A 14,726-nucleotide genomic window follows, 5' to 3' on the forward strand; every position below is an offset into this window, starting at 1 on the left:
TCAATGGCAGACGTGGCGATCAAGCGGGCGCTTCTCTCGGTGTCCGACAAGAGCGGTTTGGTTGAGCTGGGCAAGGCATTGGCCGCGAAGGGCGTGGAACTGGTCTCGACCGGCGGCACCGCGAAGGCGCTGCGCGAGGCGGGTCTCGAGGTAGAGGACGTCTCCGATCTCACCGGCTTCCCCGAGATGATGGACGGCCGCGTGAAGACGCTGCACCCGATGGTCCACGGCGGTCTTCTCGCCGTGCGCGACAATCCCGAACATGCCGCTGCCATGGAAGAACACGCGATCGGCGCGATCGATCTCGTGGTCGTGAACCTCTATCCGTTCGAAGCCACCGTGATGCGCGGTGCCGAGCGTGACGAGATCATCGAGAACATCGACATCGGCGGCCCCAGCATGGTGCGCAGCGCGGCCAAGAACCATGCATTTGTCACCATCGTCACCGATCCGGGTGATTACGACACGCTCATCGGCGAACTCGAAGCGACCGGCGCAACCTCGCTCGACTTTCGCCGCAAGTGCGCGGCCAAGGCATTCGCGGCGACCGCGGCCTATGACAGCATGATCAGCCAGTGGTTCGCTTTCGCCGACCAGCAGCAGCTCTTCCCCGACTTCCTCGCGGTCAACGGCAAGGCACCGGTCGAGCTTCGCTATGGCGAGAACCCGCACCAGAAGGCGGCGCTCTACACTCCCAGCGGCCCGCACGGCAAAGGCATCGCGCAGGCAGAGCAGCTGCAGGGTAAGGAGCTGAGCTACAACAATTACAACGATGCCGATGCCGCGCTCGAACTGTGCGCCGAATTCGCCGGCGGCGAACCGGCAGTGGTCATCGTCAAGCACGCCAATCCCTGCGGCGTGGCGCAAGGCTCGACGCTGATCGAGGCGTGGAACGAGGCGCTGGCATGCGACAGCGTGTCGGCTTTCGGCGGTATCGTTGCCGTCAACACCGAGCTCGACGGAGAGACCGCCCGCGCGATCTGCGAGATCTTTACCGAAGTCGTCATCGCCCCTTCCGTGTCGGACGAGGCGCGCGAGGCCTTCGCCAAGAAGAAGAACCTGCGCCTGCTCGTCACCGGCGACCTGCCCGATCCGCGTCGCGGCGGGCTGATGGTCAAGCCGATCACCGGCGGCCTGCTGGTGCAGACGCGCGACAATGGCGCGATCACCGAGGCCGATCTCAAGGTCGTCACCAAACGCGAGCCGACCGAGCAGGAACTGAAGGACTGCCTCTTCGCCTGGACCGTGGCGCGCCACGTGAAGTCTAACGCGATCGTCTACGCCAAGGACGGCGCGACTGCGGGCATCGGCGCAGGCCAGATGAACCGCCGCGATTCCTCGCGCATCGCTGCGATCAAGGCTGCCGAAGCTGCCGAGAAGTATGGCTGGGAGCAGAGCCGCGCCGTTGGCAGCGCCGTGGCCTCGGATGCTTTCTTCCCCTTCGCCGACGGCCTGCTGGCAGCAGCCGAAGCGGGTGCGACCGCGATCATTCAGCCGGGCGGTTCGATCCGCGACGAGGAAGTGATCGCGGCGGCGGACGAGCAGAACCTCGCCATGGTGTTTACCGGAATGCGCCACTTCCGGCACTAATCGGGCTGCCCTGCCGCGGGGCGGCCAACTGATCGGCTGAACCGTTCACAACAATCGCATTCAGCACGTTGCAATTGGGCGGCGTGTAACCACGTGGGATATTCCCACGAAAGAATACAACATGAGCCTCTTTACCCCCGACCTCTATCGCAATTTCGGCATCGGATTTTTCGCCGGCGCCATCATCGTCGCCTTCTCGAACGGCGCGGAGATCGTCTCCGCCGTGGCCGCCATCGTCTGATGCGCCGCATTTCCCTCCTCCTCGCCGCAGGCGCGCTGGCAATGACCAGCGCTTGCCAGCAGCCCGCCATCGCCGCCGAAAAGGTGGTCGAGGCGCCGGCTGCCGCGCGCAAGGCGAATGAGGGAACCGGCCTCAAGACCGCTATCTTCGCAGGTGGCTGCTTCTGGGGCGTCGAAGCCGTGTTCAGCCATACCAAGGGCGTGACCAGCGCGGTCTCCGGCTATCACGGCGGCACCAGCAAGGCTGCGAAATACAGCCTCGTCTCCTCGGGCGTCACCGATCATGTCGAGGCGGTTAAGGTCGTCTACGATCCCAAGGTCGTTCGCTACGACCAGCTGCTGCGCATCTTCTTCTCGGTGGTCATCGATCCCACGCTCAAGAACCGGCAGGGTCCCGATCGCGGGGCGCACTACAATGCCGAGCTCATTCCCCTGTCGGCGGAGCAGCGCAAGGTCGCCGCCTCCTATCTCGCCCAGCTGAAGAAGAGCGGGCTGTGGTCGAAACCGATCGTGACCAGCATCGAGCCTGCACGCACCTTCTATCCGGCAGAGACCTACCACCAGGATTTCGCCGACAAGAACCCGCGCCACGGCTATATCGTGCGTTGGGATGCACCCAAGGTGGCCGCGCTGAAGCGGCTCTATCCCTCGCTCTACCGCGCCGAGTTCAAGCGTAACTGACCTTGCGCCGCGCCCCTCGCGGGCTTACCTCTCGCGCATGGCAGGACACGCACACGCACATAAGGAACATTCGGGCGAGGATCTGATCGATGCCGCCCGTCACACGCTGACCGATGCGGGCGAACAGTGGACGGGCATGCGCCAGTCCGTGTTCGAGGAGCTCGCGCGGCACGAAAAGCCGGCCAGCGCCTACGACATCGCCGACAACCTTTCGGCGGCGCGCGGCAAGCGCGTGGCGCCCAACAGCGTGTACCGCATCCTCGACCTGTTCGTGCGCAACAATCTCGCCAACCGGATCGAGAGCGCAAATGCCTATCTGGTCAACACGCACCCGGGCTGCCGCCACGACTGCATCTTCCTGATCTGCGATGATTGCGGGAAGGCTACGCATATCGACGACGACCGGGTCACCGGCGCGCTGCGCGAAGCGGGCAAGGATGCCGGCTTTACCGATGTACGCCCGGTGATCGAACTGCGCGGGCTGTGCGACGATTGCGCCGCCTGACGACGCCGACAGAACGTGCTTTTTTGTCGATGAACCGTTCATCGACAGTTTCGAAAACCGCGTGTAAGGCATTCGTATGAGTGAACGCCCCAAGACCCCGCTGCTTGACACGGTCAACACCCCCGACGACCTCCGCAAGCTCGAAAAAGATCAGCTTCGCCAGCTCTCTGACGAGCTCCGCGCAGAGATGATCGATGCCGTCGGCACCACCGGCGGGCACCTCGGTTCGGGGCTCGGCGTGGTCGAGCTGACCACTGCGATCCACTACGTATTCAACACGCCCGAAGACAAGCTCGTCTGGGACGTGGGCCACCAGTGCTATCCGCACAAGATCCTCACCGGTCGCCGCGACCGTATCCGCACGCTGCGCCAGGGCGGGGGCCTGTCGGGCTTCACCAAGCGCGCGGAAAGCGAATACGATCCCTTCGGCGCTGCCCACAGCTCGACCTCGATCAGCGCCGCACTCGGTTTCGCCATGGCGAACAAGATGCAGGGCAGGCCCGGCCGCGGCATTGCCGTGATCGGCGACGGCGCGATGAGCGCGGGCATGGCCTATGAGGCGATGAACAATGCCGAACAGGCGGGCAATCGCCTCGTGGTCATCCTCAACGATAACGACATGTCGATCGCGCCGCCCGTCGGCGGCCTCTCGGCCTATCTCGCGCGCACTGTTTCGAGCAGCGAATATCTCGGGCTTCGCAGCCTTGCCTCGCGCCTCTCGAAAAAGCTCAGCCGCCGCGTGCACCACGGTCTCGAAAAGGCCGAGGAATATGCCCGCGGCATGGTCACCGGCGGTACGCTGTTCGAGGAACTCGGCTTCTACTACGTCGGCCCGATCGACGGCCACAATCTCGACCACCTCATCCCGGTGCTCGAGAATGTGCGCGACAGCGAACAGGGCCCGGTTCTGATCCATGTCGTGACCAAGAAGGGCAAGGGCTACGCGCCCGCCGAAAACAGCGCCGACAAATATCACGGCGTTGCCAAGTTCGACGTCGTCACCGGTGAACAGAAGAAATCGAAGGGCGGCCCGCCTGCCTATCAGAACGTCTTCGGTGAAACGCTCGCCAAGCTGGCAAACGACGATCCGCGCATCTGCGCCATCACCGCCGCGATGCCTTCCGGCACGGGCGTCGACAAGTTCGCCAAGGCGCATCCCGACAAGGCCTTCGACGTCGGCATCGCCGAACAGCACGGCGTGACCTTCGCCGCAGGCCTTGCCGCCGAAGGCATGCGACCCTTCGCGGCAATCTATTCCACCTTCCTCCAGCGCGCCTACGACCAGGTCGTGCACGACGTGGCGATCCAGAACCTGCCGGTCCGCTTCGCGATCGACCGCGCCGGACTGGTCGGCGCCGACGGCTGTACCCATGCAGGCTCGTTCGACATCACCTATCTCGCCACGCTGCCCAACATGGTCGTGATGGCTGCTGCCGACGAGGCAGAGCTGGCGCACATGACCTATACCGCCGCCGAGTATGACGATGGCCCCATCGCCTTCCGCTATCCGCGAGGGAGCGGCACGGGCGTCGAAATTCCCGAGCAGCTCGAAAAGCTCGAAATCGGCAAGGGCCGCATCGTGCGCGAAGGCACCAAGGTCGCGATCCTGTCGCTCGGCGCGCGCCTCGAAGAGGCCAAGAAGGCTGCCGACCAGCTCGAGGCCAAGGGCCTTTCGACCACGGTTGCCGATATGCGTTTCGCCAAGCCGCTCGACACCGATCTGATCGAGAAGCTGATGCGCAGCCACGAAGTCGTGGTGACGGTCGAGGAAGGCGCTATCGGCGGCCTCGGCGCGCACGTGCTGACCTTCGCCTCCGACGAAGGCCTGACCGACGGCGGGCTCAAGGTGCGCACCATGCGCCTGCCCGATGTCTTCCAGGACCAGGACGATCCGGCCAAGCAGTATGACGAGGCGGGCCTCAACGCGCCGCATATCGTCGACACGGTGCTCGGCGCGCTTCGCCACAATTCAGCGGGCGTCGAAGAGGCGCGCGCTTGAGCCGACCGGTCCGCGTCCTCATGTGGATCGTCGGCCTCGCAATCGCAGCCTACCTGATCGTGCTGGCGCTCCTGTGGGCGCAGCAGGGGCGGCTGATCTATCCCGCGCCCACGGCGCTCACGCCCCCGACCGGCGGGTTCGAGCAGGTAACCTACCGCACCAGCGACGGGCTCGACCTTGCCGCCGGATACCGCGCGGGCGAGCCGGGCAAGCCCACCATCCTTTACTTCCACGGGAATGGCGCCGACTGGGTGTCGAGCGTGGTTGCCACCGACCGGCTAGTGCCCTCGGGCTACGGAGTGCTGGCCGCCGAATATCGCGGCTATCGCGGCAATCCCGGAACGCCGCATGAGGATGGCCTCTACCGCGACGGACGCGCCGCGCTGGCCTTCCTTGCAACCCGCGGGATTGCCGCAGGCGATGTCGTGATCATCGGCAATTCGATCGGCTCCGGCGTCGCGGTACAGATGGCCAGCGAGCAGGTGCCACAAGCGCTCGTGCTGATCTCCCCCTTCGCCAGCCTGCGCCAGCTAGTGGATGAGAAAATGCGCTGGGTCCCGAGCGGCCTGCTGCTGCGCGATCGTTACGAGAACGCAGAGAAGATCGCGGGCATCGATGCGCCGCTGCTGCTGCTTCACGGCGATGCCGACACGCTGATCCCCGATACGCATTCGCGCCAGCTCGGTAGGTTGCGCGATGATGCGAAGCTGGTCATCTTCGAAGGCAAGGGACACGACCTTGCCTGGCACGACGAGGCCGAAGAGGCCGTGCTGTCCTTTCTCGACACTTTGAACACGCGAGGCACCGAGCGATGAGCCTGCTCCAGATCGAAAACGCCGACCATGTCACAACGCTGACGCTCAACCGGCCCGACAGCATGAACCCGCTGGGCGCGGCGGGAGACGGCGACGCCTTTGCCGAGGCCTGCGATGCGATCAATGCTGACATGGACGTGCGCTGCGCGATCCTGACCGGGGCGGGCCGCGCATTCTCCGCCGGCGGCGACATCAAGGCGATGAAGGAGAAGACCGGCAATTTCGGCGGCACTGCGCCCGAGATCGCAGACGGCTACCGCAACAACATCCACAAGATCCTGCGCGCGCTCTATTCGCTGCGCGTTCCGCTGATCGCCGCGGTCAACGGTCCGGCGATCGGTCTCGGCTGCGACCTTGCCTGCCTCGCCGACATGCGCATCGCGAGCGAGAAGGCCAAGTTCGGCGTGACCTTCCTCAAGCTCGGCATCATCCCGGGCGATGGCGGCACGTGGATCCTGCCGCGCATTATCGGCGAAGCGCGCGCGGCGGAGCTGTTCTACACCGGCGACGTTATCGACGCGCAGACCGCACTCGACTGGGGGCTGGTGAGCCGGGTCGCCTCGTCCGAGGAGCTGATGGGCGAGGCGAATGCGCTCGCGGCCAAGGTCGCCGCCATGCCCCCGCACGCTTTGCGGCAGGCGAAGAACCTCATGCGGCAGGGACGCTCGACCTCCTATGATGCCGCGCTGGAAATGGCCGCCAATGCGCAGGCACTGATGCACTCGACCGCCGATCACATGGAAGGCGTCGATGCGCTGATCGAGAAGCGTACGCCGAAATTCAGCGGCCGCTAGCCATGGGCGAAGCTGTCGGATTGCCCGAGTGGTTGGCCGGGACGCTGTTCGCGGTCGGCTTCATCGTCATCCTCGGCGCATTTGCCTGGCGCAACACGTCACGCAGGATCGCGCGTACCAAGGCTAAGAGGCCTTCTCCGACGCGAGAGGAATTCATCGCCTTGATGAAGCCCGATGTGTCGGAGAGCACCGCTGAATTCCTGTGGGACTTGGCGATGGAGAATATCGAGCCTTGGTTGGCCCCTCATCCTGACGACGATCTCGTGAAAGACCTGCCGATTGCAGAGGAAGACTGGAGCATGGAGTGGCCACGCGCCTACGCAGAGCGCGCCGGATTCCATGAAAGCAATCTAGCCGACTGGCCCGAAGATTGGCCGCCGACGCTGCGCAATTTCGGCAAGTGGCTCGACCGCTCTCCGAAAGCCTAACCGATCCAGCGCCAGATGCCGGCGGGAATGCCGTCCGCACCCATGTGCCACCAGGTTATTCCGAGCCAGCCAGCAATGCCGCCGGTCCATAGCAGCAGGCCTGCGCCCGGCAGCTTGCCCCATTTTGGCCAATAGCTGGTCTTGGCTTCCCACTCGGCCCAAGCCTCGCCCATCAGCACTTCCTTCTTGCGGTCCTGCATGCGCGCACCGACGAGCGCGAGCACGAGGATGGCGAGCGCCACCACATTGGTCCGCCAGCTCCACCAGAGAACGAGGTGCGAGATCGCCCAGAGAGCGAAGCCCCACATCATCGGGTGGCGGGTGACGGCAAACACGCCCTTCGGGTCGCGCGCGGCAAGCTTCTCTGCGCCGGGAGCGGGTAGGGCGGGATTGCCGATGAGCGATCCGAGGAAGAGGACAAGCGCGGGCAGGGTGATGATGGTCGAGACGATCCAGCCGATCTCCCCGGTCCCGCCGAGCCCTCCGGAAGGTGCAGCGACGAATGCGAAGTACATCCACGCCATGCAGGCTGCCGCGACGAGGCTGTAGAGCACGCTGAAACCGCCTGCCCCGACCGCTTTGACAAGCGGTGCGCGCAGCGGATGCGAAAGGGCGAAATGCGTGCCGACGAAAGCCAGCGAGGCCGCGACAAGCGAAACGAGCGGATCCATGACAACCTCCCCTTGGTCAGCGGGAGGCTATCACAAAAGCACCGGTCGGCAAGCGCGGCTCAGCGGCCCTCGATACCGATCAGCTCGACCTTGAACTTCAGCGTCGCCCCGCCCGGGATCGGGCCCTTACCCTTCGGCCCGTAGGCGAGGTCTGCCGGCGCGGCGATCTCGATCGTGTCGCCCACGCCCATTTCGGGGATCGCCATCTGCCATGCCTTTATCAGCCGTCCGAGCGGGAAGGTCACGGGCTCGCCGCGATCATAGCTCGAATCGAAGGTCTCGCCGTCGATGAAGGTGCCCGCGTAGTGGACGGTCACGCGGTCCTCGACGGTCGGCTTCACGTCCGACCCGGCATAGCTGACGTAGCGCCAGCGCAGCCCGCCATCCATCGTGTACCAGCCGTCCTCGGCCTTGAGCCCGGCGAGATAGGCCTGCTGCGCGCTCATCCACGCGATGTCCTGCGAGCGGTCGGGCCCGCCGCCGTCCTGTGCGGTCGCGGCGGCGAAGCCCACCGCTGCAAATGCCGCGCCGAGCGCGATCAGCATGCTGCGCATGTCGTTTATCGTTCCTACCAGTCGTAAGCCTTGGGAAGATCGCTTTCGTCGAGGTCGCGATAGCGATCACGCAGGCGGCTCTGGTGGTTTTCGAGCGGCTGCGCAACCCCGTCGATATAGACCTGCGTCGGCACCGAACCGACTTCGAGCGGATCGCCGTCCCAGACCACGATGTCGCCCGCCGCGCCCGGCGCAAGCACGCCCGCGCGGCCCCCCAATCCGCTGATCTCTGCAGGGACGGAGGAAATCGCAGCGAAGGCCTGGCCCCAGCTGAGCCCGTCGGCACCCGGAATGCGGGTCAGCGCGACGAGGTTGCCCGCATACTGGTTGAGGTTGCGCGGGTTCTCCATCGCCGAGGCGTTGATGCCCACCTTCACCCCTGCTGCGACCATGCGGCCGATATTCGACTGGGTGGAGCCGAGCTGTTCGAAGCTGCTGGGCAGATCGTCGAGGCCGTCGGCGATCACCGGCACGCCTGCTGCGGCGATTTCGGGGGCGACCATCCAGCCCTCGCTCGCGCCCACGAGCACGAGGTCGAGTGCGCGGTATTCGCGCTTGAGGTCCAGCACGCCGCGGATATCGGCGGCGCGTTCGACCATGACGTAGAGCTTCTGGCGTCCGGTCACGACCGGAACCAGCGCCTCTGCATCGGCGCGGGTGAGCATGGCGCTTTCCGCGTCCCAGCGGCCGTTTGCCGCCTCGCGCGCTTCGCGAAGGGCATTGGCGAATTCGACATAGCTTGCGACGCGGCTGCCGCCCGCAAGCCTCGCGCCCGCTTCGCCGAGTTGCACGGTCTGGAACGCGCGGGCCTTCGTCACCGGATCGGGATCGGCGCCGAGATCGATCAGTGCGCCCTGCCCGCCGAAGATCGAGCCGGTGCTGCCCATCAGGGTCGCCGCGCGGGTGACGCCTGCCGCGCGGTGGATCTTGATGTGCTGCGAGGCAGGATTGATCGCGCGGCTTACGTCGAGAGCCGCGTTGAAAGGCGAATCGCCGGCACGCGTATCGTTCGATTCGCTGACCGCGCCGACATCCCACAGGCCGAGCGTGGTGACCGTGGCGAAGAGGCCGGGCGTGACCCATGTGCCGGGAGGCGCTTCGACGAGCGGCATGGCAACCTCGGGCATGCCCGAGGCGGGGCCTGCATAGGTGACCTTGCCCTTCTCGACCACGACCGCGCCGTTCTCGATCGGCTCGGAGCCGTCGCCCTTGGCGACGTTCACCCCGGTGATGGCCATGGTCTGCGCTGCGGCAGGCGTTGCGGCGAGCGCGAGGGCGCTGGCGGCGAGAGTGAGAAACCGCTTCATTTCACATCTCCTTCACCGGGCTGGCCGAGCTCGAAATCGCTCACCGGCCGCCGCTTGCGGTCCATCGCATCATACATCAGCGCACCGTCGATCCAGACCTTCTCGGGCCGCGAATAGACGCTCAGCGGATCGCCGTTCCACAGCACCACGTCGGCCATCTTCCCGGTCTCGAGGCTACCGGTCATGCTGTCGATGCCCATCGCCTTTGCCGGGTTGAGCGTGATCCACGAGATCACCGTCGCATCGGGGATGTCGATCCCTGCGCGATGGCCTGCTGCCTGTGCCTTGGCGGCTTCCTGGTTGAGGCGCTGGATGCCGTTGGCATCGTCGGAATGGATGACCACGCAGGCATCCTCGCGCTGGAGGTAGGCGGCGTTCTCCAAGATGCCGTCATAGGCTTCCATCTTGAACCCGTACCAGTCGGCCCAGATCGCGCTGCACACGCCGTTTTCGCGCAGCAGGTCGCCGATCTTGTAGGCCTCGACCGCGTGGTGGAAGGCCGAGACGCGGTATCCCATCTCCTTGGCCATATCCATGACCAGCGCCATCTCGTCGGCGCGGTAGCAGTGGTTGTGGACGAGGATGTCGCCGTCGAGCACGCCGACCAGCGTTTCCTTGGCAAGGTCGCGCTTGTCGCGGTCACCTTCCGCATAGGCGACAGCATCGAGCCAGGTCTGCCGGTTGACCGCGAAGTTGCCCATGCGGGTCGAGGGCATGCGGCCGCGGTTGCCGTAGACGCGCTTGGGGTTCTCGCCGCAGGCCATCTTGAAGCCGTAGGGCGCGCCGGGGAATTTCATCCCCTGCACGGTGCGTGCTGGCACGTTCTTGAGCGTGGAACTGCGTCCGCCCATCAGGTTCGCCGAACCGGGCAGGATCTGCAGGCTGGTGACACCGCCATTCGCAAGTGCGCGCGAGAAGCCCGGGTCCTGCGGCCAGACCGAGTGTTCGGCCCAGACTTCGGGGGTGGTCGGGCTGGTCGCCTCGTTGCCGTCCGAATGCGCGTCGACCTGCGGGCTCGGATAGTCACCGAGGTGCGAGTGGATGTCGATCACGCCGGGGGTGACGAACTTGCCCGCCGCATCGATCCGGTCATAGCCGTCGGTCGAAAGCGAGGCGTCTCCGATAGCGACGACCTTGCCGTCGCGGAAAAGGACCGTGCCGTTGTCGATCCGACCGCCGGCGCCATCATAGACGACCGCGCCGACCAGCGCGGTGGGGCGTCCGGGATAAGGGGTGTAGGTAGACGGGAAAGGTTCGCGGCCGTCTTTGCCGACCGGCGCGCTCCATTCCTTGTCCGAAGCGCCGTCGGAGGCGGACGCGACGTCCGGCTTGGCGTCGGCGGTAGAACAGGCGGCGAGGCTTGCGGCGAGCGCAAGCGGGGCAAGTTTCTTCATGCAGTCCCCCAAAAGTGAACGGGCCGGAGCATTGCTGCCCCGGCCCGTCCGGTCAATCGAATTTGGTCGAGGGGAATCGCCCGTTGGGCGAACCCCTCGCAGCCTGGCGTCAGACGCGCGACGTCGGGTGGACGCCGCCTTCCTGTGCTTCGAGGCCGGCTTCTGCCTGGCCTTCGAGTGCATCGTCCTGGATCGTGTCGAGGTGCATCAGGCGCTTGATCAGCGGGCTGATGACCATGACGCCGACACCGATGGCGACGGCGTACCAGCCGACCGTCGAGTAGACGTCGAGCACGACCTGCTTGCCGGCTTCCTCGCCGACACCTTCGCCGCCGGTTGCAGCAGCGATGAGGCCGGCTGCAAAGTTACCGGTGGCCGAGGCGAAGAACCAGGTACCCATGATGAGCGAGGCCATGTGACCCGGGCTCAGGCGGTTCATTGCCGAGAGGCCGACGGGCGAGAGGCAGAGCTCGCCGGTGGTGTGCAGCAGGTAGATGAGGAAGATGAAGATGACCGGCGTCGGCACGTTGATGCCCACGCTTTCCGCGCCCCAGACGAGGACGAGGAAGCCGAGACCGACCTGGATCACGGCGAGGCCGAACTTCATCGGCGTGCTGGGTTCCGCACCCTTGCGGGCAAGGCCCTGCCACAGCATCGCGAAGAGCGGTGCCAGCAGCACGATGTAGATCGCGTTGATCGACTGGAACATCGATGCGTTCACGCCCTGCGTATCGACGTGGCGATCGGTGAACACGTTGAGCGACGAACCCGCCTGCTCGAACAGCGCCCAGAAGACGATCGAGGTCAGGATGAGGAACATGGCCGCGAAGATGCGGTCACGCTCTTCCGGCGCCAGCTTGGTCACAGCGGTGAAGAGGACGTAGGCAACGAGGCCGCCGCCGAAGACGCCGAGCACCGTGCCGACCAGCTCCTGGTACTGGATAGCGGCCCAGCACAGTGCGACCATGGCAAGGCCGGCGCCGTAAATGGCGAATTCCTTGCCGCCCTTGATCTTGGCCGGGTCCTTGGGTTCGCCCTGGCCGAGCAGCAGCGGCTTGCCGACCACGAAGAAGATGAGGCCGATGAGCATGCCGATACCGGCAAGACCGAAGCCGTATTCCCAGCCATAGGTCTGGCCGAGATAGCCGCAGATGATCGATGCGGTCGCCGCACCGACGTTAATGCCCATGTAGAAGATGGTGTAGGCCGGGTCGCGGCGCACGTCGGTGCGCGGATAGAGCTGGCCGACGATGACCGAGATGTTGGCCTTGAGGAAACCCGAACCCACGATGATGAGGGCGAGAGCGAGCCAGAAGACGTTGATCATCGGATCGGCCTGTCCGCCCGATCCTTCGAAGGCCATGAAGAAGTGGCCGAAGGTCAGCAGGACTGCGCCGAAGAGGACCGCCTTGCGCTGGCCGATATACTGGTCGGCCAGATAACCGCCCACGACCGGTGCGATGTACACGAGCGCGGTATAGGCGCCGTAGATCACGTAGGCCTTTTCTTCCGCGAACATCCAGTGCTGGATGAGGTAGAAGATCAGCAGGGCGCGCATGCCGTAGTAGGAGAAACGCTCCCACATTTCGGCCATGAACAGGAGGAACAGGCCCTTGGGGTGCCCGATAACCTCTTCCTGCGGGCGGGTGATCAGAACCACGCCGCCGATGAGAAATGCTGCCAGTGCGATCACGGCAACCCTGAAAGTCCACATTTCGAACGCTGAGTCGAATGTGAAGAAGACGCCTTCTACCATCGAATCCGGTATCCCTTGTTTTGTCGAAAGGCCGGCTTCGTGCGCGACCCCTCCCCGAAGAAGCGCGCACCCTAGCGGTCTGACAGACAATGTGAAGCATTAGTTACAGGCGAGACCAACTGCCGGGAGAAAGTCGGGAACCTTGCGCGCCGCGCTGTATTATGGCACTGAAGCACTCTACGACTTTCGGGGATTCGCCATGAGCAACCAGTCCAAGCCCGTCTATCTCAAACTGCGCGACATGATCGCCGCCGCGATCATCGACGGGCGTTACAAGGAAGGCGAGATGCTGCCCTCGGTCCGCGCGCTCGCCGCAGAGCAGGGCGCGAACCCGCTGACCGTCGCAAAGGCCTACCAGCAGTTCCAGAACGACGGGTTGGTCGAGGTCCAGCGCGGTGTGGGCATGTATGTTGCCAAGGGTGCTTCGGCGACCTTGCGCCAGCGCGAGCGCGAGGCCTTCCTTTCCGAAGAGTGGCCCGAAATCCGCACCCGGATGGAGCGCCTCGGCATCGCTCCGGCAGAGCTGCTCGAAGACGCCTGACCCGACGCGGGACAAGCGGGGAAATGCTCGCTTGCGGGAAACTCACGTTTCTGGCACAAAATCTAGCCAGCGGGCATGTTTAGGCTCGCTTCCAGGGGTCGTGTATAAAGGTATTTGACTACCGCGGTCGCGGCAGTCAGGAGAGCGTGCATGATCCGATCCGAATTGCTCACCGCCATAGCGGAAGACAACCCAGACCTCCGCGCCGAGGAGGTCGAGCAGGTCGTCGACATCTTCTTCGAGGAAATCGCCCAGCGCCTGACCGAGGGCGGGCGTGTCGAACTGCGCGGCTTCGGTGCATTCTCGACTCGTGAGCGTGACGCGCGACAGGGCCGCAACCCGCGTACCGGCGAAGTGGTCGACGTGCCGGCCAAGCGCGTGCCCTATTTTAAGCCGGGCAAGGAAATCCGCGAGCGTCTCAACGAGAACTGAGCTTCGCGCCTGCGCAGATCGCGCTTCGGCGATTGCAGCCATTCCAATCAATGACTAGGCACACCCGTGCATCGGGCGGGTGTGGCGGAATGGTAGACGCCGGGGACTTAAAATCCCCTGTCCCTTGGACGTGTGGGTTCGAGTCCCACCACCCGCACCATGCATCCCCAAACCTGCAGCAGCCTCGCCTGAGGGCTTTATCCCCGTGTTAACACCTATTTCTGTAGTAGCGCAGGCTAAGGGAACGCAGGTTCAAGACGTCAGCAAGCGGTGCGCAAGTTGCCGCTGTTCTTGGGGATACGAAGAGACATGGACTATTCCGCTACGCTGAATGCGGACAGCACGAGTGAACACGATCCGGTCGAACAGCGCGGTGCGCCGCGCTATGCTTCGCTGATCCGGGCGGCAAAGCTGGTCTGCGGGCAGGGCGAATTCATCTGCGTGATCCGCGATGTGTCGGCGACGGGCGTTTCGCTCCGCACGTTCCATGCACTGCCGCAGGAGCAGCAGATCGCGCTCGAGCTGCAGAACGGCGAGACCTACGACATCGAGGAAGTGCGCCGCGAGGGCTTCGAGGCGAGCTATCGCTTCAAGGACGCGATCGAGGTCGACAAGTTGATCCAGGAAACCTGGAACTTTCCCAAGCGCCAGCTGCGTCTCAACATCGCGCTTCCGTTGAAGATTTCCTCGCTCAGCGGTTCGGGTGATGCGACGACTGTGAACCTTTCGCAGCAGGGCGCTCGCGTCGAATGCGATGCGGCCTTCGCCATCGACCAGGCGCTCAAGGTGACCGGTTCCGCCTTCCCCGATACGCGGGCCAAGGTGCGCTGGCGGCGCGATTCCCATTACGGGCTCGTGTTCGACAACACGCTCTCGCTGCGCCAGTTCGCGCTGCTGGCCGCGAGCGTCCAGTGCCCTTCGATGCTGGACGACATGCCGGCCTGACAACCTTTTTGCGGGGCGTTTTAAGCACCTTTTAACCAATATCCTTCACCTCCGGATCAACAAACATTTCGGGG

At 64.7% G+C, this 14,726-nt stretch carries 15 protein-coding genes and 1 tRNA gene; 11 read left to right on the forward strand and 5 right to left on the reverse strand.

Translation table 11 applies throughout. The features are described 5' to 3' along the window. Positions 1-3: 3 nt before the first annotated feature. The 7 genes from purH to K3163_RS01055 all read left to right on the forward strand — a co-directional run bounded on the left by purH (position 4) and on the right by K3163_RS01055 (position 7,052). On the forward strand, positions 4-1,590 hold the full coding sequence (gene purH / locus K3163_RS01025; RefSeq protein ID WP_221551045.1) for a bifunctional phosphoribosylaminoimidazolecarboxamide formyltransferase/IMP cyclohydrolase: 1,587 nt from the start codon (positions 4-6) through the stop codon (positions 1,588-1,590). A 240-nt stretch (positions 1,591-1,830) separates the two neighbouring features. Beyond that, positions 1,831-2,511: a peptide-methionine (S)-S-oxide reductase MsrA gene (gene msrA / locus K3163_RS01030; RefSeq protein WP_221551047.1), complete on the forward strand. Its 681-nt coding sequence runs from the start codon at positions 1,831-1,833 to the stop codon at positions 2,509-2,511. A gap of 37 nt (positions 2,512-2,548) precedes the next feature. After that, positions 2,549-3,016: a Fur family transcriptional regulator gene (locus K3163_RS01035; protein WP_221551049.1), complete on the forward strand. Its 468-nt coding sequence runs from the start codon at positions 2,549-2,551 to the stop codon at positions 3,014-3,016. Positions 3,017-3,092: 76 nt separating this feature from the next. Continuing rightward, complete coding sequence (gene dxs / locus K3163_RS01040; protein WP_221551052.1) at positions 3,093-5,015, forward strand: 1-deoxy-D-xylulose-5-phosphate synthase; 1,923 nt, start codon at positions 3,093-3,095, stop codon at positions 5,013-5,015. Beyond that, entirely contained in the window at positions 5,012-5,830 is an 819-nt protein-coding gene (locus K3163_RS01045; protein ID WP_221551054.1) for an alpha/beta hydrolase, read from the forward strand. The genes dxs and K3163_RS01045 overlap by 4 nt, the downstream gene beginning before the upstream one ends. Continuing rightward, the gene (locus tag K3163_RS01050) at positions 5,827-6,624 is read left to right on the forward strand and encodes a crotonase/enoyl-CoA hydratase family protein (RefSeq protein ID WP_221551062.1); all 798 of its coding nucleotides are present in this window, start codon (positions 5,827-5,829) and stop codon (positions 6,622-6,624) included. The genes K3163_RS01045 and K3163_RS01050 overlap by 4 nt, the downstream gene beginning before the upstream one ends. A 2-nt stretch (positions 6,625-6,626) precedes the next feature. After that, positions 6,627-7,052 carry a hypothetical protein gene (locus K3163_RS01055; protein WP_221551064.1) on the forward strand — a complete coding sequence of 142 codons (426 nt, stop codon included), beginning with the start codon at positions 6,627-6,629 and terminating at the stop codon, positions 7,050-7,052. On the opposite strand, the gene K3163_RS01060 is transcribed toward K3163_RS01055, so the two are convergent. From K3163_RS01060 to K3163_RS01080, 5 genes are all read right to left on the reverse strand, one after another. Then, the gene (locus tag K3163_RS01060) at positions 7,049-7,723 is read right to left on the reverse strand and encodes an NnrU family protein (RefSeq protein ID WP_221551066.1); all 675 of its coding nucleotides are present in this window, start codon (positions 7,721-7,723) and stop codon (positions 7,049-7,051) included. The genes K3163_RS01055 and K3163_RS01060 overlap by 4 nt on opposite strands. 59 nt (positions 7,724-7,782) lie before the next feature. Then, a complete protein-coding gene (locus K3163_RS01065) occupies positions 7,783-8,277 on the reverse strand; it encodes an FKBP-type peptidyl-prolyl cis-trans isomerase (protein WP_221427203.1) in 495 nt (164 codons plus the stop codon). Positions 8,278-8,291: 14 nt separating this feature from the next. Then, positions 8,292-9,584 (reverse strand): amidohydrolase family protein, encoded by a 1,293-nt coding sequence (locus K3163_RS01070; RefSeq protein ID WP_221551068.1) that lies wholly within the window; start codon positions 9,582-9,584, stop codon positions 8,292-8,294. After that, positions 9,581-10,978, reverse strand: a complete 1,398-nt coding sequence (locus K3163_RS01075; protein WP_221551073.1) for an amidohydrolase — start codon at positions 10,976-10,978, stop codon at positions 9,581-9,583. The genes K3163_RS01070 and K3163_RS01075 overlap by 4 nt, the downstream gene beginning before the upstream one ends. 109 nt (positions 10,979-11,087) lie before the next feature. Next, positions 11,088-12,734 (reverse strand): peptide MFS transporter, encoded by a 1,647-nt coding sequence (locus K3163_RS01080; RefSeq protein ID WP_221551075.1) that lies wholly within the window; start codon positions 12,732-12,734, stop codon positions 11,088-11,090. Between the two features lie 199 nt (positions 12,735-12,933). On the opposite strand from K3163_RS01080, the gene K3163_RS01085 reads away from it, so the two are divergent. The 4 genes from K3163_RS01085 (at position 12,934) to K3163_RS01100 (ending at position 14,652) form a co-directional block, all read left to right on the forward strand. Next, on the forward strand, positions 12,934-13,275 hold the full coding sequence (locus K3163_RS01085; RefSeq protein WP_221551077.1) for a GntR family transcriptional regulator: 342 nt from the start codon (positions 12,934-12,936) through the stop codon (positions 13,273-13,275). A gap of 150 nt (positions 13,276-13,425) precedes the next feature. After that, entirely contained in the window at positions 13,426-13,707 is a 282-nt protein-coding gene (locus tag K3163_RS01090) for an integration host factor subunit beta (RefSeq protein WP_221427198.1), read from the forward strand. Positions 13,708-13,782: 75 nt separating this feature from the next. Continuing rightward, positions 13,783-13,867 (forward strand) — tRNA-Leu (locus tag K3163_RS01095). Between the two features lie 149 nt (positions 13,868-14,016). Further along, positions 14,017-14,652 carry a PilZ domain-containing protein gene (locus K3163_RS01100; protein ID WP_221551080.1) on the forward strand — a complete coding sequence of 212 codons (636 nt, stop codon included), beginning with the start codon at positions 14,017-14,019 and terminating at the stop codon, positions 14,650-14,652. Positions 14,653-14,726: the final 74 nt, after the last annotated feature.

Origin of the sequence: Qipengyuania xiapuensis, from assembly GCF_019711395.1 — a bacterium.
Classification (GTDB): domain Bacteria; phylum Pseudomonadota; class Alphaproteobacteria; order Sphingomonadales; family Sphingomonadaceae; genus Qipengyuania; species Qipengyuania xiapuensis.